Consider the following 21,746-nt stretch of genomic DNA (forward strand, 5'->3'; position numbering starts at 1 on the left):
AACTGGAAAATCAACGGGGATTGCGATATAACCGGGCCATGACGACGGGCGCAGACAGCGGGCGAGATCGCGCCGTGCTCGCCGCGATCACGATCGCGGCGGCGGCGCTGCGCCTGTTCCGCCTCGATGCGCAATCGATGTGGACGGACGAGCTCCTCTCGGTGCACGCCTGGACGACGCCGCCGGGCGTTTCCTTCGCCGTCAAGCTCCTCTGGGACGTGCACGGCCCGCTCTATTCCCTGTTCATGCATTTCTGGAGCGCCGTCTCCACCGCTCCCGCCTGGCTTCGCCTGCCGAGCGCGGCGGCGGGCACGGCCGCCGTTCCCCTCGTCCACGCATGGCTGCTGCCGATCGGCGGCAGACGCGTCGCCCGCTACGCGGCGCTCTTCCTCGCCGTCAGCCCGTTCGCCCTCTACTACGCCCAGGAGGTCCGCTTCTATTCCTTTCTCCTCCTCGCGTCGATTCTCGCCCTCATCGTCTATCGCCGGTTCGTCGAGACCCCCTCGATCCGCCGCGGCGCGCTTCTCGGGTTGAGCCTCCTCGCGGCCTGCCTCTGCCATTTCTCGGCGGGATTCCTCTGTCTCGGGCTTCTCGTCCATCTCGCGGTCACCGGCCGCCTCCGCGGGCAGGCGCTCGGCGCGGCGGCCCTCGCCGGCCTGATCGTTCTCGCCGGGATCTCGCCGTGGATCTACCGGGAGGCGCAGTTCCTGAGGACGATCAGCGTGGTGAACGTGCAGACGATCCCTGTCGAGGAGCGGTACCGGGGCGAGCTGACGCTCAGCGCGTGGGCGTACCCGTACAGTCTCTACGCCTTTTCCGTGGGGTATTCGTTCGGGCCGGGACTCCGCGATCTGCACCGGATCGAGGGGGCGGGTGCGGTCTTCGCGGCACACCGGTGGGCCATCCTGACGGTCGTTTTCCTCTTCGGCGGGCTGCTCGCGAGCGGGATCGCCCGTGCCAGGCGAGGGCCGCTGACGCTCTTCCTCTCGATCGCCGGCGCCGCTTTCGCATCGATCCTCCTCCTCACGGTACTCAACGTCAAGATCTTCAACGTCCGGTATCTCACCAGCGCCTTTCCGGTCTTCGTCGCCCTTCTCGCGTACGGCGCGCCGCGCCGGGCGGGGGCGGTCGCGGCAGGGCTCGTCTGCGCCTGCATGCTCGTCTCGGACGCGCAGTATTTCCTCATGCCCCGATACTGGCGGGATGATATCCGGGGAGCGGCCCGCATCGTCGAGGATGCCGGCCGCGAGGGAGACCTCGTGCTGCTGCCGGGGGTGAAGGACGTCTTCGACTTCTACTACGAGGGACCGGCCGACTCGCGCGGCCTCTACCCGGGCTATCCGGGCACCGACGAGCTCGCCGGCGAGGTCCGCGACCGGCTGAGCGCGGGGGGCAGGGTCTGGCTCGTCAGGACGCGGACGTGGGAGACCGATCCGGGAGACGCCTTCCTCGAAGCCCTCGAGGGGGCGGGCGTTTCCGCCCGCCGCGACAGTCTCCCCGGCGTCGAGGTCCTCAGGTTCGACCGGGAAACGGCCCGCGGGGGCGGTTGACAGCCGTCCGAAGCGGGATATACTCCTTACAGAAGCTCGAATTCACCGCGGGGAGGCTCGCATGGCCGGAACGTGCCCCGATCGGGAAGGTGATGTCGCCGCGCCACGACGACGGGGTCGTCGTGGTGTTTTTTCGCCCGACGGGAAAAAGGACCGCGCGGGTCCCGGAACGGGAGGCGGGACATGCTACGGACATCGATTCTGACAGTGCTTCTCGCGTCGATCGTCACGGGTTGCGGATGCGCGGGGATGTCGACCGTCGAGCGCGAGTATCTCACCGAACCGGCATCGAGGGAACAGTACCTCGTCGACCATCCGGGCTGCGCGTTCATCCGCCACATCAGGAACGGCGAGATCGTGCGGGGAATGGTCTTCGACGAGGTGATGGCCTCCTGGGGGCTGCCGAACGTCTACATGGCCTCCGAGGGCACGCCGAGGGAATACTGGATCTACTACGTACAGGGGGAGGATACGCGTTCGATCCTCATCTATACGCTGCTCTTCCACGATTCGTGCCTCGAGCAATGGGAGATCGACCAGAAGCGCTTCGCAGACACGCGCATCGTCTCGGGGGGCGAGGCGCAAGGGATGGAACGCGTCAACACGCTGTACCTGGACAGGAAACGCCGGTAACGGCGGGGCGCCCGAACCAGACGAAACGTGAGAGAAGGGGTGTATCGATGGAGTCCGTCGGGCGCCCCCGCCTTCGGATGATTTCCATTTGACTTCCCCGCCCGCCTTCACTATGCTAAACACCGAAAATCCATGAAGATACTTCACGGGCGCCCTCGATGTCGCCGACGGGACGCGCCGGACGGGTGCAGCATGAAGAAACGACCGGAATTCATCGACGGTTTCGGAGCCGGCCGGGAGGGACGGCGGCGCGTGAAACTCCCCGCGGATCTCGCCTGGGAACCGGCCGTCGACATCTGCGAATCGGCGGACGAGGTGATCCTCTCCTTCGAGATCGCCGGGATGGATCCCGAACGGATCTCCGTCGAGGTCGACGGACGGATCCTCCGGATCGACGGGTTCAGGGAGAACGCCTGCCCGGCCGGCGAATTGCATTTCCACACGCTCGAGATCCGCATGGGGCGGTTCCGCAGGGAGATCGCCTTGCCCGTGTCGGTCGATCCCTCGAAGACGAATGCGCGGTACCGGAACGGGATGCTCGAGATACGGATACGGAAGCTCGATTCGAACGAGCGGGTGAGGAACGTCCCTGTGGAATAGGGCGTGAAGAAAGGCGAGGCGTGTCCGAGACGCATCCCGACAACGAGCTGATCGCGCGGATACCGGCCGAAGTGCCCGTCATCCCGATCAACGACGGCGTCGTCTTTCCCTACATGCTCGTTCCGCTCGTCTTGACCGACGAGCACCTGATCAGGCTCGTCGACGAGGCGCTGGCCGGATCGAAGATCGTCGGCGTCTTCACCCAGCGCAACCGCGACACCGAGCATCCGGGGCCGGGGGACATCTACCACACCGGCTGCGCCATGCTGATACAGAAGATGGCGCGGTTCCAGGACGGCCAGGTGCGGATACTCGGCCAGGGGATCGCGCGCGTGGAGATCGTCGAGATGACCGACGACACGCCCTTCATGCGCGCGCGGGTGCGCGTCGTCCATGAGCCCGACCGAGTCTCCGACAGGACGAAGGCGATCACCAGGAACGCGACGAATGCGTTTCTCGAGGTCGTCGACGCGTCGGAGAACTACCCGGAGGAGATCAAGGGGCTCGTCCAGGGCATCAAGGACCCGGGCCGTCTCGCCGACATGCTCGCGGCGAACCTCGAGATCGGTATCGAGGAGAAGCAGCACATCCTCGAGCTCCACGATCCCGGCGAACGGATCGCGCACGTCTACGAATTCATCTCCGGGGAACTGGAGATCGCCCGCATCGGCGAGAAGATCAGGCACAACGTCCGGCAGGAGATGGACAAGGAACAGCGCGAGTACTATCTCCGGCAGCAGATCAAGGCTATCAGGAAGGAGCTCGGCGAGGAGGACGCGGCGGTCGAGCTCGACGAGCTGAAGACGGAGATCGACGAGACGCCGATGCCGGCGACGGCCCGCGAGGCGGCGCTCAAGGAATGGCGGCGTCTCCGGAAGATGTCGACGAACTCCGCCGAGTACACCGTCGCACGCACCTATCTCGGCTGGCTGCTCGATCTGCCGTGGGAGGTGTCGACGGAGGACGCGATCGACATCCGCAAGGCGGCGAGGATACTCGACCGCGACCACTACGATCTCGCCGTGCCGAAGGAGCGGATCCTCGAGTTCCTCTCCGTGAAGACGCTCAGCAAGAGTCTCCGCGGCTCGATACTCTGCTTCGTCGGTCCGCCGGGTGTCGGCAAGACGTCCTTCGGGCGATCCATCGCCCGGGCGATGGGAAGGCGGTTCGTGCGGATCTCCCTCGGGGGGATCCGCGACGAGGCGGAGATCCGCGGACACCGGCGCACGTACATCGGCGCCCTTCCCGGCAGGATCATCCAGGGGATCCGGACGGCGGGAAGCAACAACCCCGTCTTCATGCTCGACGAGATCGACAAGCTCGGGCACGATTTCCGCGGCGATCCCGCCTCGGCCCTTCTCGAGGTGCTCGACCCGGAGCAGAACCACAGCTTCGAGGACAATTACATCAACACGCCGTTCGACCTGTCGCGGACGATGTTCATCACGACGGCGAACGTGACGCACACGATCCCCGGACCGCTCCTCGACCGGATGGAGATCATCGAGCTTCCCGGCTACATCACGCGCGAGAAGGTGCAGATCGCCAGGAGATTCCTCGTGCCGAGGCAGCTCGAGGAGAACGGCGTGCCCGTGAAGAAACTCGCCTTCTCAGACGGGGCGATCGCCGCGCTCGTCGAGCGGTACACGCGGGAGGCGGGCGTCCGCAATCTCGACCGGCGCATCGCGTCGGTCGCGCGGAAGGTCGCCCGCAGGATCGTCGAGGGAAAACGGGGCTCCTGGCGGGTCACGCCGCGGAACCTCACGTCCTACATCGGATCGGCGGACCACGTGGCACAGGAAAAGCTCAAGCAACCGACGGTCGGCGTGTCCACGGGGATGGCGAAGACGGCGACGGGGGGAGTGATCCTCTTCGTCGAGGCCCTCGGCGTGAAGGGCCACGGCGCGACGAAGCTGACGGGGCAGCTCGGCGACGTGATGAAGGAATCGGCCGAGGCGGCGATGAGCTTCATCCGGGCGCACTACAGCCATTGCCTCAGGGACGACGGCTTCTTCGAGAACACCGATATCCACCTGCATATCCCCGCCGGGGCCGTTCCGAAGGACGGGCCCAGCGCGGGCGTCGCCATCGCGACGGCGATCGCGTCGCTCGCTCTCGACGATGCGATCCGCGACGACGTCGCGATGACGGGGGAGATCACCCTCACGGGAAAGGTTCTTCCCGTCGGCGCGATCAGGGACAAGGTGATCGCGGCCCACCGGGCGGGGATCAGGGAGGTCATCCTTCCGGCGGCGAACCGCAACGACGTCGAGGACGTGCCGAGGGAGGTCACCCGCGATGTGCGGTTCCGGTTCATCGAGCGGGTCGACGACTGCATCGCGGCCGCGCTCACGGGGTCTGGATGCGGACGGCGGCCACGGAGGAGGAGACGGGCTGATGACCGATCGTGATTCCGGGCGACATGTCGTGCCCCGGATGTTTTCCTTCATGATGAGGAAGGCGGACCGCGGGAAGGCGTTCGCGCTCCCCGCCGGCGTCGCCGAGGGACGGCTGCTCGTCGTCGGCTCGGGAGACGTCACCGACCTGCTCTTCGCCGCTCCCCTGGTCAATTTCTTCAAGCGGCGCTTTCCCGCGGTGAAGATCACCGTGCTCGCCGAGACGGCGAACGCGGCGATCGTCAGGGAGACGATGAAGGCCGACAACCTGATCAGCGTGGAGAGCGGGCAGCTCAGGCTCTACCGGGGGGACTATCTCGCGCTCGTCAGGAAACTGCGGAAGCAAGACTACCGCACGGCGCTCCTGCTCGGCAGGGGCTTCTCGCTCGAGCGGGCGATGCTCGCCTTCGCGTCGGGCGCCGACATCCGCATCGGCTTCGACAGCCCGGCGGCGTCGCCGTTCGTCAACTGCGAGATCAGACTCTCCCCGGACGGTTACGAGGGCAACAAGATCCGCCGCGTCCTCGAGTCGATCGGCATCCCCCGAAATGACGACCTGCCGCCGGTGACCATCACGCAGCATGCCCGGGCGCACGCGAAGCAACTGATCCATTTCCGGAAGCCCGAGCGCGACACGCTCACCGTCGGACTCGATCCCGGCCGCGGCAAGAGCCGCCATCGCGTGATCAGCGAGATCGTCGCCTACCTCGCGAACAACCTCGCCGGACGCAGGAAGGCGAAATTCCTCATCCTCACCTTTCCCTGGGACGCAAGGATGGTGCAGCGGTTCGCCGCCGAGCTGAAAGGGGAGACGATCGATCTCGTGCCGGCGGACGCGGCCGAGACGATCGCCTATCTCTCCCAGTGCGACCTGTTCATCTCGGGCAATACCGACCTGTTCCATTTCGCGGCCGCCCTCGGCGTGCCGACGGTGGGTCTCTTCACCCGGTTCGACGGCGGGCGCTGGGTTCCCGGCGACGCCCCGAATGTCCGCATCTTCAAGGGAACGAGAGGCGAGAAGCTCTCGCTGAACCGGTTCTTCACGATGGTCGAAGAGGTGTTGTCCTCGGGAGCGGCCGTCTCGATCTGAGCGTCTCCGAGCGAGAGGTCTTTCATGCCGGAACAGCGTCCCGGACGTCTCTACATCAAACTCTTGCGTTATCTGGGACCGCACTGGAAACGCCTCGTCGTGCTCTTCGTCTGCACGACCGTCTTCGCCTCCCTGAGCGGGGTCTCGCTCACGCTGATTCCGCCCTTTCTCAACATCCTCTTCGGGACGGAGCCGGCGATCGAGCAGACGACCGGGGAGCCGGGGGCGGAGAAAGCGGCCGACCGACTCGTGCCCGACGCCGTCGAAAGCCGGCTCGACCACCTGAAACAGGCGGCCCGGCGCTTCGTCTACTCCGGCACGCAGACCGAGCGACTCGCCAGGTTCTGCATCATCTTCTTCCTGCTCATGGTGGCGAAGAACCTCTTCGGCTACGTGGGGACCTATCTCACGCTCTGGCTCGAGCAGTCGATCCTGCGGACGATACGAAACGATCTCTACGGCAGGATACAGGCGCTGCCGATGGCCTTCTTCGACCTCCAGCGGACGGGCCACCTGATCTCGCGGATCACGAACGACGTGACGAGCCTGCGGGGCGTCGTCGTCGGGGGGCTCGCCTCCATCGTCAGGAACACCCTGATGACGGCGATCGCCGTGGCGATCATCTTCTACACCTCCTGGCGCCTGGCGTTGCTGACGATCGTGCTCGTGCCGGTGAACATCGGTCTCATCGCGATCATCGGGCGCAAGCTCCGCAAGGGAAGCCGCCGCGCGCAGGAGAGCATGGCCGACATGACGGCGACGCTGCAGGAGACGATCTCGGGGGTCCGGGTGGTCAAGGCCTTCGGCATGGAGGGCTTCGAGCGGGAGAAGTTCGCATTCTTCAACCGGAAATACTGGCGCGAGTATCTCAAGATGCGGCGCTTCGCGGAACTCGCCTCGCCGACGAGCGAGACGCTCGGCATGCTCGCGGCCGTCGTCATACTCTGGTACGGGGGGAAGCTCGTCATCGCCGGCGGCATCGAACCGGCCAACCTCATGATGTTCATCGGGGCGATGCTCTGGGTCGTCACCCCGATCAAGAACCTCTCGAAGCTGAACAGCGTCATCCAGGAAGGCCTCGCCTCCGCCGCTCGCGTCTTCGAGATCCTCGAATACGAGACGGAAGACGGCGAGGACGGCGCCCGCGAGATCGGGGGCGTCTCGGAGGAAATCGAGTACCGGGACGTCTGCTTTTCCTACGGGGAGGGGACGCCGGTGCTGCGGGACGTGAGCTTCCGGGTTCGCCGGGGCGAGGTCGTCGCCCTCGTCGGCGCGAGCGGCGCGGGCAAGTCGACCGTCGCCGACCTGCTTCCCCGGTTCTACCGCCCGACGTCGGGTCGCGTGCTGATCGACGGGATCGACATCGCCGATGCCCGTCTCGCATCGCTCAGGTCGTTCATGGGGATCGTCACGCAGGAGACGATCCTCTTCAACGACACGGTGTTCAACAACATCGCCTACGGGGTCTCCTCCTGCCCGCGGGCCGACGTCGAGCGGGCCGCGCGCGCCGCCAACGCGCACGAATTCATCGAGGCGATGCCCTGCGGCTACGACACCGTCATCGGCGACCGCGGCATCCAGCTGTCCGGCGGCCAGCGGCAGCGCCTCGCGATCGCCCGGGCGCTGCTCAAGGATCCGCAGCTTCTGATTCTCGACGAGGCCACGAGCTCGCTGGACGTCGAGAGCGAGGCGCTCGTCCAGGAGGCGATCGACCGTCTCGTCAGGGGCAGGACGACGCTCGTCATCGCGCATCGACTCTCGACGATCAAGAATGCCGACCGGATCGTCGTTCTCGAAGATGGCCGCATCAAGCAGGTCGGCACGCACGAGGAGCTGATCGGTGCGGACGGGATATATCGCAAGCTCTACCGACTGCAGACCGGGGCGTGACGGGATCCTGGTGATGGCGCCGAACTGGCTCGGGGACGCCGTGATGGCCACGCCGATTCTCGCCGTCCTCCAGGAGACCGGAAACGGGCGATCCGTCACGGTCGGCTGCCGCTCATACGTCTCGGAGATCTTCCGCCGCCATCCGGCAATCGACCGGATGATCGTCTACGACGGAGACGGCAAGCTGTCCGGGGCCGCGAGGGCGCTTCGGCGCGGACGACCGGCGAACGGATGGAGCAACTGCATCGTGCTGCCCCCCTCCTTCGCGGCGGCGCTCGCGGCCAGGCTCTGCGGCGCCGGGGGCCGGGTCGGGTTCGGCGGCGCGGGGCGCTCCCTGCTTCTTTCCCGGGCGGTCGGGAAAACCGATCGGGGCGAGCATCTCTCCAGGTCCTACGTCCGCCTCGCGGAGGCGGCGACGGGAAGGAGGGCGCGAAAGATACCGCTTCCCGTCGTCGTGCCGCCCGAGGACTGGCGTGCGACGGTCGCGCGGAACGGGCTCGACAGGCCGTATCTCGCCGTGGCGGCGGGCGCGGCCTACGGATCCGCGAAGCGCTGGCCGGTGAAGCGGTTCGCGGCGGTCGCGGCGCGCGCCGCCACGCGGGGATTCGTCGCTGTCGCGCTCGGCACCGCGGGGGACGCGGAGGCGCTCGACGCGATCGCCGCCGCGGGCGGCGGGACGAGCCTCGCCGGAACGCTCGACGCGGCGGGGCTGGTCGCCGTGCTGCGGGGCGCCGCGTGCGTGCTCGGAAACGACAGCGGCCCCGTGCATATCGCCGCGGCGATGGGGCGGCCGACCGTCGCCGTCTTCGGCTCGACGAGCCCCGCATGGACGGCGCCGCGGGGGAGACGAGCCCGTGTCGTACGGGCCGATCTCGAGTGCTCCCCCTGCTTCCGGCGGGAATGTCCCGACGGCGAACCCGCCTGCCTCGACTCGATCTCCGTCGACGAGGTCGCCGGGGCGGTCGACGCGGCGATCGAGGAGGATACGGATGAGTGAGAAGGGATTCGATGCGCGGCGGCTTGCCGGCATCCTCGGGCGGTGGCGCGGCAAGCGGATCGTCGTTCTCGGCGACCTGATGATCGACGAGTTCGTGTACGGTCGCACCGAACGCGTATCGCGAGAGGCGCCGGTCGTCGTCGTACGCTACGACGGAAGCGGATTCTCGCCGGGCGGAGCGGCGAACGCCGCCCAGAACGTCGCCGCGCTCGGCGGACGGGCCGTGCCGGTCGGGTTCGTGGGCGGCGACGAGCGCGGGCCGATGCTCACCGGGTTGCTCGCCGATTCCGGGGTCGCCACGCGGGGGATCCTGACGCTGGCCGGGCGGTTCACGACCACGAAGATGCGCGTGATGGCGGGGGATTACCACGCGCAGCGGCAGCAGATCGTTCGCGTCGACCGGGAGCAGGACCGCTCCCTGTCGCCGCGCGAGGAGGCGCGGATTCTCGCCAGGTTCCGGCGCGAAGCCGCGAGGGCCGCGGCGGTCGTCCTCAGCGATTATCGCCAGGGACTCTTCACGCCACGGGTCATCGGCGAGGCGATCCGCTTCTGCCGCGCGCGCGCGATCCCCGTCGTCGCCGATTCGCGTTTCAACCTCGCGGCTTTCCGCGGGGTGACGACCGCGGTGCCGAACGAGGTCGAGGCGCACGCGGCGGCGGGAACCGACGCGGGACGGGCGCCGATCGACCGGGCGGGCCGGCGGCTCCTCTCCCGGCTCGAAAGCGACTCCCTGATCGTCACGCGGGGCAGGTTCGGGATGTCGCTCTTCCGCCGCCGCCGCCCGCGGATCGACATCGCCGTCGTCGGGAGCGCCGAGGCGACGGACGTGACCGGCGCGGGCGACACCGTCGCGGCGACGATCGCGCTCGCTCTCGCCGCCGAAGCGGATGTGCGGGAGGGGATGGCCCTGGCGAACGCCGCGGCGTCGATCGTCGTGATGAAGCGCGGCACCGCCACGGCGAGCGTCGGCGAGCTCGCCGATCTGCTTCGCGAACTCGGCGTGGCGGACAAGTGACGGGGAAAACGTGTTGGACGGCAGGCGGGATTCGCCGGGCCGACAACCGCGATCGCCGGAACGCGACGTCCGCGACCGGCGCGAGAGGAGGATGCGGGTGAAGGATCGTCTCTACCGCGACGTCGAAAAGCTCGCGCGGGATCTCGACGAAAAACGCCGTCGGGGCGCACGCGTCGTCCTCGCGAACGGCTGTTTCGACATACTCCACGTCGGGCACGTGCGCTACCTCGAGGAGGCCGCCGCTCTCGGCGACCTGCTCGTCGTCGCCGTCAACGACGACGATTCGACGCGCGGCCTGAAGGGCGACGGACGACCGGTGATGCCCGGGGAGGAGCGGGCGGAGCTCCTTCTCGCCCTGCGATGCGTCGACCGGTGTCTTCTCTTCGGCGCGCCGACCGTCGATGAGATCATCCGGATTTTGCGGCCGGACATCCATGCGAAGGGAACGGACTACACGGTCGACACGGTTCCCGAGATCGAGTCCGCGCGGGCCGTCGGGACGCGCACGGTCATCACCGGCGACCGGAAAAGCCACGCGAGCAGGGACGTCATCAGGAAGGTGCGCGGCGATGGACGGTCCTGATCTCCTCTCGGCGCGCGCACCCCGCATCCTCGTCACGCGCCTCCGGTATCTCGGGGACGTGATACTCTCGATTCCCGCCGTCGACGCGCTCAGGGAGTGCCGGCCCGACGCTGACATCCATTACCTCGCGGAGCGTCCGCACCACGAGATACTCGAAAGCCATCCGTTTCTCGACGGCGTCATACCGCTCGATCCGGGAATCGCCGGGACGATGCGGGCCGTGCGGATCCTCCGGCGGATGCGCTTCGACGCGGCCATCGACCTCTTCTACAACCCGCGCAGCGCGAACCTCCTCCGTCTCGCCGGCATTCCCGTGCGAGTCGGCGGGGGGAGGCGGTGGCGGCGCAGGTTGTACACGCACGTCGTCGCGAAGCCGCCCGCCGATCCGAGCGCGGTGTCGCACCATCTCCGGTTCGTCGAGGCGCTCGGCTGCGCAGCCGCGTGGCGCCTGCCGCGCGTCCATCTCCGCGAAGAGGAGCGCCTGGGGGGGGCGAGGCTTCTCGAACGCACGATCGGCGGCGGGGGGGAGGGGCCGGTGATCGCCGTCCATCCCGGGGGGACGTGGCCCGCGAAGCGATGGCCGCCGGAGCGGTTCGCCGAGCTCGCCCGCCTGGCAGGTTGCGCGCTCGATGCGCGGATTCTCGTCGTCGCCGGACCGGGAGAGGAACAAATCGCACGCGAGGCTGCGGGAACGGAGGGCGCGGTGCTGCCACTCCAGCCGATCAGGACGCTCGCCGCCGTTCTCTCGGCCTGCGACGCGGTCGTCTGCAACGACGGCGGCGTGATGCACCTCGCCGTGGCTCTCGGGGTGCCGACCGTCGGCATCTTCGGCCCCACCGAACCGGAGATCTGGTTTCCCTACGAGGGGAAGGGCCCCTTCCGGCTCGTCACGCACCGCGTCGCCTGCGCACCATGCCACCGCCACGAATGCGACGATCGCCGCTGCCTCGACGGGATCGGCCCGGACGAGGTCTTCTCGGCGCTCGAGGAAGTCGCACGGTGAGTCGGATGACCGGCAGACGTTCGCCCGTCGATCTCGGCCGCATCGGACCGGTCGACCGGATCCTCGTCGTGCGTCTCAAGGCGATGGGGGACATCGCGCTCTCCCTGCCGATCGTCTGGGCCCTCCGGGAGCGCTTTCCCCGGGCGCGAATCGATTACCTGGTCGGCGCCCGGTACGCGGGCGCCCTCGACGGCGACACCGGTCTCGACGAGGTCATTCCGCTCGAGGGCGCGGCGCCGCGGCAGGCGCGACTCGCCGCGCGGCTCCGGCGAAGGCGGTACGACGTGGCGATCGACCTGCTCTCCTCGCCGAGGAGCGCCGTCCTCACGCTCCTCTCGGGGGCGCACCTGAGGATCGGGATGGACGTGGGGCGGCACAACTGGTGTTTCCACCGCGTCCTTCCCCGCGCGCTACTGGACGGGCACGGCGCGATCGTCAGGCAATACACGCTCGAATCGAACCGCGAGTACGCGCGGATGATCGGCCTGGGCGATCCCGGTCCGGGGCCGGATCCGCGCGGATGGCGCTCGGGGCTCGCCCCGGGATTCCCCGCGGCCGAGACCGAGCGGGCGTGGGCCGGGGAATGGACCGGTTCGCTCGGCGAGCGGGCCGGGCGGCTCTGCGGCATCGTGCCGGGAGCGACCTACGTCGAGAAGTCATGGCCGGTCGAGCGGTTCGTCGAGCTCGCCGGGCGCATCCCGGGCGAACTGGGACTCGTTCCGCTCGTTTTCTGGGGACCGGGGGAAGAGGCGGTCGCCGGGCAGGTCGCCGCGGCGTCGCCCGCGGCCCTGATGGCCCCGCCGGCCTCGATTCCGCGCCTCGGCGCGATCGTCGGCCGCTGCCGCGTGGTCGTCGGCATCGATTCGGGGCCGAAGCACCTCGCCGTTCTCCAGGGGGTGCCGACGGTGACCCTCTTCGGGCCGACCGACCCGCGCGTCTGGGATCCGATGACCGGCAGGCACCGGGTCCTCGGGGGCCCCGAACGCGGCCGGGGCGGGGGCAAACAGCCGGCGGCGCGAAGGATCGACGAAATCGCCGTCGACGAGGTGATCGGCGAACTGCGGCTCGCTCTCGGGGCGGAAACCGACGCAGGAGGTGGCCGGTGATGGGACTCGACCGTGTATCGCTCGTCGTCATCACGCGCGACGAGGAAGAGAACATCGCCCGCTGCATCGAGAGCGCGGCGGGGGTCGGCGAGACGATCGTCGTCGATTCGCACAGCGGCGACCAAACGAGGGAGATCGCCCGTTCCCTCGGCGCCACGGTCCTCGAACGGGACTTCGTGTCGAACGCCGACCAGAAGAACTGGGCGATCGAACGCACGAGCGGGGAGTGGGTGCTGATCCTCGACGCGGACGAGCGACTCACCCCGGCGCTTCGCGACGAGATCGCCCGGTCCGTCGACGATCCCCGCGGTGCGGACGGGTGGTACATCCGCCGTCGAAACGACTTTCTCGGGCGCCGGATCGATCACTGCGGCTGGGGGCGCGACCGCGTCCTGCGCCTCTTCAGGCGGGGCGCGGGGCGCTATCCCGAGCGGGCCGTCCACGAGCGGTTCCGTCTCGACGGCGAGGCGCGCCTGCTCGTCGAGCCGATGCTGCATTCGCCCTACCGCGACATGGCCGACTATCTCGACCGGATGCGCAGCTACAGTCTCCGCGGCGCGGCGGAACTGCACGGGCGCGGCGCCTCCTGGTTCCCCGCGATCCTCCTTCGTCCCGCGTGGCGTTTCATGCGCATGTACGTCGTGCAGCTCGGCTTCCTCGACGGCGCCGCCGGCCTGGTGCTCTGCGGCGCGGCGGCGGCCGGCGTCTTCTTCAAGTACGCCGCGCTCCGGGAACTGGGGCGCCGCGATGCGGCGGGAGCGGATCGATGACCGGCGGCGATCCGGAACTGGTCTTCTTCGGCGCGTTCGATCCCGCCTACCCGCGGAACGCGATCATCCGCGAGGGGTGGCGCCGGACGGGGCGGCGGGCGAGCGAGTGCCGGACGGACGTCAAACGGAAGGCGCCCACGCGCTATCCCGCGCTCCTCTGGCAATTCCTGTCCGGGAATCACCGCGGCGGCGTGATCTTCGTCCCCGATTTCCGCCACAAGGACGTGCCGCTCGCGTGGCTCATCGCCCGCCTCGCCGGCCGCCGGCTCGTCTTCGATCCGCTCGTCTCCCGGTGGGAGACGCGCGTCCTCGACCGGGGTGACGCCACCGCGGGCTCGATGCAGGCCGGGCACAACCGGAACATCGACCGCCTCTCCTTCCAGCTCTCCGATCTCGTACTCGCCGATACCGACGCGCACGGAAATTTCTTTGCACGCGAGTACGGGCTGCCGGACGGCCGGGTGCGCACCCTCTATCTGGGCTTCGACGACCGTCTCTTCCCGCCGGCACCGCCGCCGGAAGCGAACGGGACGCTCCGCGTCCTCTTCTATGGATCCTACCTGCCGCTGCACGGCGTGCCGACGATCGTGGAGGCCGCGGCCGCCGTGGCAAACGAGGACATCCGCGTGACGCTCGTGGGCGGCGGGCAGACGCACGATGAGACGAAAAGACTCGCCGAACGCCTGCGGGCGCCGATCCGGTTCCTCGACGCGGTGCCGGACACGGCGCTCGCCGGGCTGATCGCCCGGGCAGACGTCGTCCTCGGCGTCTTCGGGACGACACCGAAGGCGTCGCTCGTCGTCCCGAACAAGGTCTACCAGGCGCTCGGCGTCGGCCGGGCCGTCGTGACGGCGTCGAACCCGGCTGTCGGGGAGATCTTCCGAGACGGCGAGCATCTGCTCGCCGTCTCGGCGGGGGACGCGCGCGCTCTCGCCGGCGCCCTCCGGCTTCTCGCCGCCGATCGCGGGAGGGCGCGCGCTCTCGCCGAGGCGGGGGGGCGGTACGTGCGGGAGCGGTTCAATCCCGGACGGATCGCCGACGACCTCTCGGCACTGCTCCGCGAAGGGGGGATCAGGTGAAAGCGCTGCTCGCCGGAAGCGAATCGGGCTGGCGGGGCGGCGAGCACCAGACGCTGCTCCTCGCGATCGGACTCCGAAAGCGGGGGATCGACGTCACGATCGCTGCGCCGGGGCGATCGGCGCTGGCCGCGCGGGCGGCGACGGCGGGCATACCGGTCGTCCACCTTTCCTTCGAGACGGTCCCGCTGTGGACCCCGCTCAGACTCGCCGACGTCTGCCGCCGCCGCGGGATCGACATCCTGCACGCGCAGACCTCGCGCGCCCATACGCACTGCGGCATCGCGAGCCGTCTCCGCGCCGGCGGCGCGGCGCTCGTCGTGAGCCGCCGGACGGCCTTCCCCGTATCGCGCGGCGTCTCCCGGGCGCTCAAGTACCGCCGGTGGGCCGATCACTACCTGCCGATCTCCGCCGCCGCAGCCCTCGCGCTCGAAGAGGCGGGCGTGCCGCGGGAACGCATGACGATCGTTCCGAGCGGGATCGAGACGGCGCGATTCGCCGGCCTCCATCAGGACGGGCGTGAACGAAAGCGACGCGGCCTCGACGGTCGCTTCGTCGTCGGCACGGTCGCCGCCCCGACGCCTGAAAAGGGGCTCGACGTCCTCGCGGCCGCGGCCGCGATCCTCGGTCCGGCGGCGGGGGGGAAGACGGCCGGGAGAATCGCATTCCTCGTCCGGGCGACGGCGGCGTTCGCCCCGACCGCGGGGATCGCGCGGATCGATCCCGGCGAGATGCCGATCGAGCGATTCCTCGCACTTCTCGACGCGTATGTCGTTCCGTCCAGGGCGGAAGGGTTGTCGACGGCGCTGATGGCGGCCGTGGCCGCGGGGCTTCCCGTGGCGGGAAGCCGCGTCGGCGGCATACCGGAAGTCGCCGGCGAGGACCACGCGATCCTCGTTCCGCCGGGGGATCCCGCGGCCCTGGCCGGGGCGATCGCCGCTCTCGCCGACGACGACGGGATGCGGCGTCGCTTCGCCGCGAGGGCCGGGGAGCGGGCCGGGGAGTTCGACATTTCGCGCACCGTCGAGAAGACCATTGCCGTCTACGAACGGCTGCTCGCCTCCGCCGGGCGTCGATTGCGATGAAATCGACACGGCTCTTGCATCTCCTGTCACCAGGAGACAGGCAACGCGAATGAGACAATACATGAGGTGAATGATGTTACATGTTGTAATGATGAGAGATGGAAACACGGTACGCGCCGCGGCATGGCGCGCGGCGCTGATCGCGGCGATCCTCGTGGCGGTCATTGCCGTCCTCGATTCCGGACAGGTACGGGCCGATGAATCGGCGCTCGACGGCTACGAGATCGTCCAGCCGCTGCCCGAGCGTGTGCCCTGGGGCGAGGGGGAATACCTGCTCTTCTCTATCCAGTACGGACTGATCTATGCGGGCGACGCGACGCTCGAAGTGCGGAACATCGCCGTCCTCCCGGACAGCCAGCCCAGCTATCACGTCGTTTCGATCGCCCGGACAAACAAGGCCTTCGACGTCGTCTTCAAGGTGCGCGACCGGCACGAGTCCTTCATACACTGGGACGACCTCTACTCGCTCCGATTCGTCAAGCATCTGCGGGAAGGGCGGTTCAGCCGCGACGGGCGGGTCGATTTCGACCAGCGGAACCATCTCGCCGTCTCCGGCGGCACGACCGTGGGGATCCCGCCCAACACGCATGATTTCCTTTCCGCGCTCTACTACATGCGGACGATACCGATCGAGCCGGGACAGGCCGTCTTCCTGCCGAATCACACGAACGGCAAGAACTATCCCATCTACGTGAAGGTGACCGGACGCGAGCGGGTGAGCGTGCCGGCGGGGGAGTTCGACTGCCTCGTCGTCGAGCCGGTGCTCGAGACGTCGTCGATCTTCGAGCACAAGGGCAAGTTGACAATCTGGATGACCGATGATACCGTCCGCATGCCCGTCCTCCTCCGCTCCAAGGTGATCGTCGGGGCGTTCGAGGCGGTGCTCAAGGAGTTTACACTGTCAACGGAAGCGCCGCGCGTCCTCGGGCGCGCAGAAAGCGGCGGCGATGGCCGGTAAATACCGTGAGATCGATCTGTCCGGGGTCAAAACCGTCTCCGTCTCGGACCGTGGCAGCTCGGTCACGGCGGATCGCTTCGGCAGGCCGGCCAAGGGCGGGAAATCCTTTTCGCGATGGCTGGATTCCTTGCCGCGATTCCTCGCCGTCGAGGAGCTCCGCGCGCTCGCGCTCGCCATGCGGCGGGCTCATGCCGGGCCGCGCGGGGAGATCCTCTGGATGATGGGGGCGCATGTCGTCAAGTGCGGCCTCTCGCCCTACGTCATCGACCTCGTCCGCAGGGGCTGGATCACCGGTGTCGCGATGAACGGCGCCGGCGCGATCCACGACATGGAGATCGCGCTCTTCGGCGAGACGAGCGAGGACGTCGCCGCGAACCTCGAGCGGGGGATCTTCGGATTCGCCTCGGAGACGGCCGACGCTGCCTTCGATGCGATCGCCGGCGGGGAACGGTCGGGATACGGGCTCGGCGAGGCCCTCGGGGCGCGGCTCGTCGAGCGGCGCGCGCCGCACCGGAAGCTCAGCATCCTCTGCGAGGCCTATCGTCACGACGTGCCGGTCACCGTCCACGTCGCCGTCGGGACGGACATCCTCCACCAGCACCCCGGTTTCGACGGCGCGGCCTGGGGACGACTCACCGCCAGGGATTTCCGCATCTTCGCCGAGCGGGTCCGCGCGCTCGGCGTGGACGGCGGGGTCGCGCTCAACATCGGCTCGGCGGTCCTCCTTCCCGAGGTGTTCCTCAAGGCCTTCAGCATCGCCCGGAACCTCGGTGCGCCGTTCGAGCGCCTGACGACATGCACGATGGACATGGTCAGGCACTACCGCCCGGAGGAGAACGTCCTGCGGCGCCCGACCGCCTTCGGCGGCAGGGGGATTCGGCTCGTCGGACATCACGAGCTGCTCGTCCCGCTCCTCTATTCGGCGCTCCTCTCGTGAATTCCCGTTGACAACGCGCCCCTGCCTGTGGTACTATTCGGTCCTAAGGAGGTACGGAGAGAGAGACGTCTGCTACTGGGATTTGCTCGCAACGATCCGGCACGTCGCCTATCGAGTGAGTTCCCGTGGCAGGCGTTTTGCTTGTGGCCCGGGCAGGCGACCTGCCCGGGCCATTTGCCAAAGGAAGAGGAGAGATGTCAGGAATCCCCCGTATCAACGAAGCGTTCATCGAGGAGCCGTCGACGCAGGGCGTCGGCGTCGTTCCCGCCGCCGCGGAGAGTCCGGTCTATCTCGCGATCAAGCGCGTCATCGACGTCTGTGTCGCGTCGTTGCTTTTGATACTCTTTCTTCCGATCATCCCGGTCGTCGCCCTCCTGATCAAGATGGATTCGCCGGGCCCGGTCCTCTACCGGCAGAAGCGGATCGGCAGGAAGGGAAAGGAATTCAATTTCTACAAGTTCCGTTCGATGGTCATGGGCGCCGAGAAGGTCGTCGGGGCGCTCCGTCCGTTGAGCGGCGTCGACGGCCCCGTGTTCAAGCTCAAGGAGGATCCCCGGGTCACCGGAGTCGGCCGGTTCCTCCGTCGTTCGAGCCTGGACGAGCTCCCACAGCTCTTCAACGTGCTCAAGGGGGAGATGAGCATCGTCGGTCCCCGCCCCAATCTGCCCTCAGAAGTGTCGCACTACCTTCCCTGGCAACGGAGACGGCTCGACGTAACACCCGGCATCACTTGCCTTTGGCAAATCGCCGGGCGCAGCCATATCGGATTCCAGGAGTGGATGAGACTCGACATGGAGTACATCCGCACCCGGTCGCTCGTCACCGACCTCCAGATCATGGCGAAAACGATCCCCGCCGTGATAGCCAGGAAGGGGGCGTACTGAGCCGCTTGGCATGTATCTTGCCCGAAAACGTGATTGACAGGGTGTGTCTAAGGGTATAATTTTACGCCGGTTAATACGGGGATGGATCCCGGCTGCCGGGCGGAACGAAGACGGAAGGACGATGGCGCTGTATCCGCGATTCATAATGGCTCTCGCTCTGGTTCTCGCCGTATCGGCAGCGGGCTGCGGCGGAGGGAACAGGCTGATCATGCAGGGGGGCGGCGAGGTGGAGCACGGCGAGCTCGACCTCGCGAGGCTTCCCGGGGCGGCTTCCGCATCCGGCGGCGCCTATCGCGTCTCCCACGGCGACGTGCTCGACATCTTCTTCCTCTACAACCGCGACCTCTCCAGGCAGGATATCAGGGTCCGTCCGGACGGGCGGATCTCCTACCCGTACGCGGGCGAGATCCAGGCGGCCGGGCTCACCGCGTCCGAAATCGACAGCATCCTCACCGACAGGTTCTCGGAAATCGTCCGCGATCCCGAGATCTCCGTCATGGTCAGGGAGTTCCAGGAGCCGGTCGTCTACGTGATGGGCGCGGTCGGCTCAGCCGGCGGATACGCCTGGCGGCGGGGGATGACCCTGATGAACGCCCTGGCGCTGGCCAGCGGACCGGGCGACCGGGGAAAGCGGAACGGCGTGCTCGTCATCAGGCGCGTCGCTCCCGACCGGGTGGCCGGCATCCAGATCGATGTCGAGGCGCTTACCGACGGGAATCATTTCGAATACGACATACCGATCCAGCCGTACGACATCATCTTCGTGCCGAAATCCCGGATCGCGAAGGCGTCGGAGTTCGTCGAATCCCTCTATACCATCCTTGGCAGGCCGGGGGATATCTACATCAAGGGCTGGCAGGTCTTCAACCAGCGTGCGCTGTACGACTTCTACAAGAGGACGGGGCAGCGGTAGGCCGGGCGGATCCATGGAGCAGGAATTCAAGAAGAAGGAATCGACCGTCAAGGATTTCCTCGAGGTGATCTTCAGGCGGAAATGGATCATCGTCGGGATCGTCCTCGTGTCGACCGTCCTCGTCCTCGTCATGAATACGAGGGAACCCGCCGTCTACGAGTCCATGGCGCGGATCCTCGTCAAGCGCGGCGAGGCGATGGGCGTGTTCAATCCCTACGTCCGCACGCTGACCTGGGAAGAGGAGATCGCGTCCCAGATCGAGATGGTGAAATCGCAGGTCGTGGTCGACCGCGCCCAGGAGATCCTCCATCGATTCGTCCCCGAGGGATACGAGACCGACGAGCAAATAAACGTCAACAACGTCAATTCGGACGTCGTCTCGACATCGAACGTGATCTGGGTGACCTACACGTCGCGGGACCCGGTCTTCTGCCGCGTCGCGGTGAACGCGATGGTCAACGCCTACCGGGACTACTACCAGCAGGTCCGCACGCCGCCGGAGATGGAGGATTTCTTCGCGAACGAGAAGCAGATCCTCATGGAGGAGATCGAGTACTGGCGGGAGAGGAAGCAGCGGGTCGAAAGCGAGTGGGGGATCATCGATCTCAACAGGCAGCGCACGGACGCGCTTCAGCAGCTCTGGACGCTGCGGAACGAACTCGGCGACATCGTGCAGGAGCGGCGGGAGCGTGAATCGATTCTCGAGACGCTCGAGACCCTCGAACAGGCCGACGTCGCCGAGCTTTCGGCGATCTCCACGGGGCTGCTCGAACCCGGCCAGCGCGAGGGCGTCGTCGAGAATCTCCGGCGACGGCTCATCGACCTGAAGATGCAGGAATCGGATCTCGCGGCGCGATACACCGATTCCAACAAGGAGCTCGTGAACATCCGCGCCCAGATCGACGACATGCACGGTCTTTTGTCGAAGGAGATCGATGCCCTTCTCTTCGTCAACCGGAGCCGGCTCTCCGTCGTCAGGGACCGCGAACGGAGCCTGAGAAGTGACATCGCCAGGTTGGAGAGCGAGAACGAGGAATTTCCCGCGCAGGAGGTCGAGCTCCAGCGGATCGAGACGTCCCTCCAGAACGCGATCGATTCGTACGAGGCGCTCGTCGAGCAGCATATCAATTCGCGGATCTCGATCGCGAGCAACCCGGAGTGGAACGTGACGATCCTGAATCCCGCCGATTCGGCGCACGCCCGAAAGACGCGGGACTACGTCCGGATCGCGCTCGGCCCACTTTTCAGCCTGGTGATCGCGCTCGGGTTCGCATTCTTCATCGACAACCTCGACCACTCGATCAAGAACGTCTCGGAGGCGGAGGACGTGCTGCAGATGAACGTGCTCGCCTCTTTCCCGGACACGAAGCGGTGAGAAGACGATGTACGAGGATTTCTACGGTTTCAGGGAGCTCCCCTTCAACGTGACGCCGGATCCCCGGTTCCTCTACCGGAGCCGGAGCCACCGGGAGGCGCTCGCGTACATCACCTACGGGATCTTCCAGAAGAAGGGCTTCATCGCCCTCACCGGGGAGGTCGGCGTCGGCAAGACGACCGTCGTCAACGCGTTCATCGATCTCTTCCAGCCATCGCTGGAGGTCGCCTTCGTCTTCACCACGAAGTTCCCCTTCGATCAGCTCCTCTACCTGATCTGCCGCGACTACGGGCTCGATGTCGAGGGGATGAACAAGGCCCAGACGCTCCTCGCGCTCAATGAATTCCTGATATCCCAGTACGAGCGGAACCGGAACACGGTGCTGATCATCGACGAGGCGCAGAATCTCAGCCCGGACGTGCTCGAGGAGCTCCGGATGCTCTCGAATCTCGAGACGCGGGACCGCAAGCTCCTGCAGATCATGCTCGTCGGGCAGCCGGAGCTCGAGGCGATCCTCAACATGAGCGAGATGCGACAGCTCAGGCAGCGGATACCGGGGATCTGCAGGATCTCCATGCTCGATCACGAGGAGGTCGTCTCCTACGTGAAGACGCGGCTCGAGATCGCCCGCGGCGGAGACGGCGGTCCGCACTTCACCGACGATTCCCTCGCGGAGATATTCCACTATTCTGGGGGGACCCCGCGGCTGATCAACATCCTCTGCGATCGCGCGCTCCTGATCGGCTACGTGTCGAACACGAAGACGATCGACGGGCGCATCGTCCGCGAGGGCGTGCGGGACCTGGAGTCCCGCGAGGCGGCATCCCCTGAACGGCGCGTCGGGCCACGCGCGTATCCTGGCTGACGAAGAGGGAAAGGGGCGAC

General features: G+C 67.4%; 20 protein-coding genes. All 20 read left to right on the forward strand.

Going from position 1 to position 21,746, the window contains the following annotated elements; genetic code table 11:
- Positions 1 to 38: 38 nt before the first annotated feature.
- The 20 genes from JW876_03600 (at position 39) to JW876_03695 (ending at position 21,726) form a co-directional block, all read left to right on the forward strand.
- Positions 39 to 1,550: a glycosyltransferase family 39 protein gene (locus JW876_03600; protein ID MBN1884597.1), complete on the forward strand. Its 1,512-nt coding sequence runs from the start codon at positions 39 to 41 to the stop codon at positions 1,548 to 1,550.
- A gap of 183 nt (positions 1,551 to 1,733) precedes the next feature.
- Positions 1,734 to 2,183, forward strand: coding sequence for a hypothetical protein (locus JW876_03605; protein ID MBN1884598.1), 450 nt, complete (start codon positions 1,734 to 1,736; stop codon positions 2,181 to 2,183).
- 192 nt (positions 2,184 to 2,375) lie between these two features.
- Positions 2,376 to 2,783, forward strand: coding sequence for an Hsp20/alpha crystallin family protein (locus JW876_03610; protein ID MBN1884599.1), 408 nt, complete (start codon positions 2,376 to 2,378; stop codon positions 2,781 to 2,783).
- Positions 2,784 to 2,896: 113 nt separating this feature from the next.
- Positions 2,897 to 5,194: an endopeptidase La gene (gene lon / locus JW876_03615; protein MBN1884600.1), complete on the forward strand. Its 2,298-nt coding sequence runs from the start codon at positions 2,897 to 2,899 to the stop codon at positions 5,192 to 5,194.
- Between the two features lie 37 nt (positions 5,195 to 5,231).
- A complete protein-coding gene (locus JW876_03620; GenBank protein ID MBN1884601.1) occupies positions 5,232 to 6,269 on the forward strand; it encodes a glycosyltransferase family 9 protein in 1,038 nt (345 codons plus the stop codon).
- 24 nt (positions 6,270 to 6,293) lie between these two features.
- Positions 6,294 to 8,159, forward strand: a complete 1,866-nt coding sequence (locus JW876_03625) for an ABC transporter ATP-binding protein (GenBank protein ID MBN1884602.1) — start codon at positions 6,294 to 6,296, stop codon at positions 8,157 to 8,159.
- A 13-nt stretch (positions 8,160 to 8,172) separates the two neighbouring features.
- Complete coding sequence (gene waaF, locus JW876_03630; protein MBN1884603.1) at positions 8,173 to 9,156, forward strand: lipopolysaccharide heptosyltransferase II; 984 nt, start codon at positions 8,173 to 8,175, stop codon at positions 9,154 to 9,156.
- Complete coding sequence (locus JW876_03635) at positions 9,149 to 10,171, forward strand: sugar kinase (GenBank protein ID MBN1884604.1); 1,023 nt, start codon at positions 9,149 to 9,151, stop codon at positions 10,169 to 10,171. The genes waaF and JW876_03635 overlap by 8 nt, the downstream gene beginning before the upstream one ends.
- A 91-nt stretch (positions 10,172 to 10,262) precedes the next feature.
- Positions 10,263 to 10,754: an adenylyltransferase/cytidyltransferase family protein gene (locus JW876_03640; GenBank protein MBN1884605.1), complete on the forward strand. Its 492-nt coding sequence runs from the start codon at positions 10,263 to 10,265 to the stop codon at positions 10,752 to 10,754.
- On the forward strand, positions 10,741 to 11,757 hold the full coding sequence (locus tag JW876_03645) for a glycosyltransferase family 9 protein (protein MBN1884606.1): 1,017 nt from the start codon (positions 10,741 to 10,743) through the stop codon (positions 11,755 to 11,757). Before JW876_03640 ends, JW876_03645 begins: the two co-directional genes overlap by 14 nt.
- Before the next feature lie 5 nt (positions 11,758 to 11,762).
- On the forward strand, positions 11,763 to 12,863 hold the full coding sequence (locus tag JW876_03650) for a glycosyltransferase family 9 protein (protein MBN1884607.1): 1,101 nt from the start codon (positions 11,763 to 11,765) through the stop codon (positions 12,861 to 12,863).
- Positions 12,863 to 13,633, forward strand: coding sequence for a glycosyltransferase family 2 protein (locus tag JW876_03655; protein ID MBN1884608.1), 771 nt, complete (start codon positions 12,863 to 12,865; stop codon positions 13,631 to 13,633). The genes JW876_03650 and JW876_03655 overlap by 1 nt, the downstream gene beginning before the upstream one ends.
- Positions 13,630 to 14,712 carry a glycosyltransferase gene (locus JW876_03660; GenBank protein MBN1884609.1) on the forward strand — a complete coding sequence of 361 codons (1,083 nt, stop codon included), beginning with the start codon at positions 13,630 to 13,632 and terminating at the stop codon, positions 14,710 to 14,712. Before JW876_03655 ends, JW876_03660 begins: the two co-directional genes overlap by 4 nt.
- The gene (locus tag JW876_03665) at positions 14,709 to 15,794 is read left to right on the forward strand and encodes a glycosyltransferase (GenBank protein MBN1884610.1); all 1,086 of its coding nucleotides are present in this window, start codon (positions 14,709 to 14,711) and stop codon (positions 15,792 to 15,794) included. The genes JW876_03660 and JW876_03665 overlap by 4 nt, the downstream gene beginning before the upstream one ends.
- 88 nt (positions 15,795 to 15,882) lie before the next feature.
- Complete coding sequence (locus JW876_03670) at positions 15,883 to 16,752, forward strand: DUF3108 domain-containing protein (protein MBN1884611.1); 870 nt, start codon at positions 15,883 to 15,885, stop codon at positions 16,750 to 16,752.
- On the forward strand, positions 16,742 to 17,689 hold the full coding sequence (locus JW876_03675; GenBank protein ID MBN1884612.1) for a hypothetical protein: 948 nt from the start codon (positions 16,742 to 16,744) through the stop codon (positions 17,687 to 17,689). Before JW876_03670 ends, JW876_03675 begins: the two co-directional genes overlap by 11 nt.
- Positions 17,690 to 17,883: 194 nt before the next feature.
- Entirely contained in the window at positions 17,884 to 18,573 is a 690-nt protein-coding gene (locus JW876_03680) for a sugar transferase (GenBank protein MBN1884613.1), read from the forward strand.
- A 121-nt stretch (positions 18,574 to 18,694) separates the two neighbouring features.
- Positions 18,695 to 19,486 (forward strand): polysaccharide biosynthesis/export family protein, encoded by a 792-nt coding sequence (locus tag JW876_03685; GenBank protein MBN1884614.1) that lies wholly within the window; start codon positions 18,695 to 18,697, stop codon positions 19,484 to 19,486.
- 13 nt (positions 19,487 to 19,499) lie between these two features.
- Positions 19,500 to 20,861 carry a hypothetical protein gene (locus JW876_03690; protein ID MBN1884615.1) on the forward strand — a complete coding sequence of 454 codons (1,362 nt, stop codon included), beginning with the start codon at positions 19,500 to 19,502 and terminating at the stop codon, positions 20,859 to 20,861.
- 7 nt (positions 20,862 to 20,868) lie between these two features.
- Positions 20,869 to 21,726: an AAA family ATPase gene (locus JW876_03695; GenBank protein ID MBN1884616.1), complete on the forward strand. Its 858-nt coding sequence runs from the start codon at positions 20,869 to 20,871 to the stop codon at positions 21,724 to 21,726.
- Positions 21,727 to 21,746: the final 20 nt, after the last annotated feature.

The sequence above is a fragment of the Candidatus Krumholzibacteriota bacterium genome (assembly GCA_016931295.1).
Taxonomy (GTDB): domain Bacteria; phylum Krumholzibacteriota; class Krumholzibacteriia; order Krumholzibacteriales; family Krumholzibacteriaceae; genus JAFGEZ01.